This is a genomic window from Paenibacillus sp. MER TA 81-3 (assembly GCF_023713585.1).
In the GTDB taxonomy this organism is placed as follows: domain Bacteria; phylum Bacillota; class Bacilli; order Paenibacillales; family Paenibacillaceae; genus Paenibacillus_B; species Paenibacillus_B profundus.
The window spans coordinates 1-259 of sequence record NZ_JAMAWB010000128.1; the positions used below are offsets into that span (position 1 = coordinate 1).

Below are 259 nucleotides of genomic sequence, written 5' to 3' on the forward strand. Positions count from 1 at the left end.
CTTTTAGCAGGTTGAGCGGTCCCGTTACCTTGGGTAGTCCGGCAAAACGCTCATCCTCTTCAATTGCTACGACAAGCTGCTGGCAATAGGAGATTTCATCCTCGATGACATCCGTAACCGGTTTGGCCGGAAAGGCATTCTTCATCGATTCATCCAGCGAATAGATAACTTTTCTCAGCTTTTTGGAGCGTTCTCGGAGCACCTCCTGCGGCGTCTTTTGGGTATAGCGAGCTTTGGTATGGGTCGAATCTACAATAAG

At 49.0% G+C, this 259-nt stretch carries 1 pseudogene; it reads right to left on the reverse strand.

Annotated features, from left to right (window positions below):
- Positions 1-259 (reverse strand): annotated as a pseudogene (locus M3650_RS31550) (IS5/IS1182 family transposase); the annotation flags it as partial.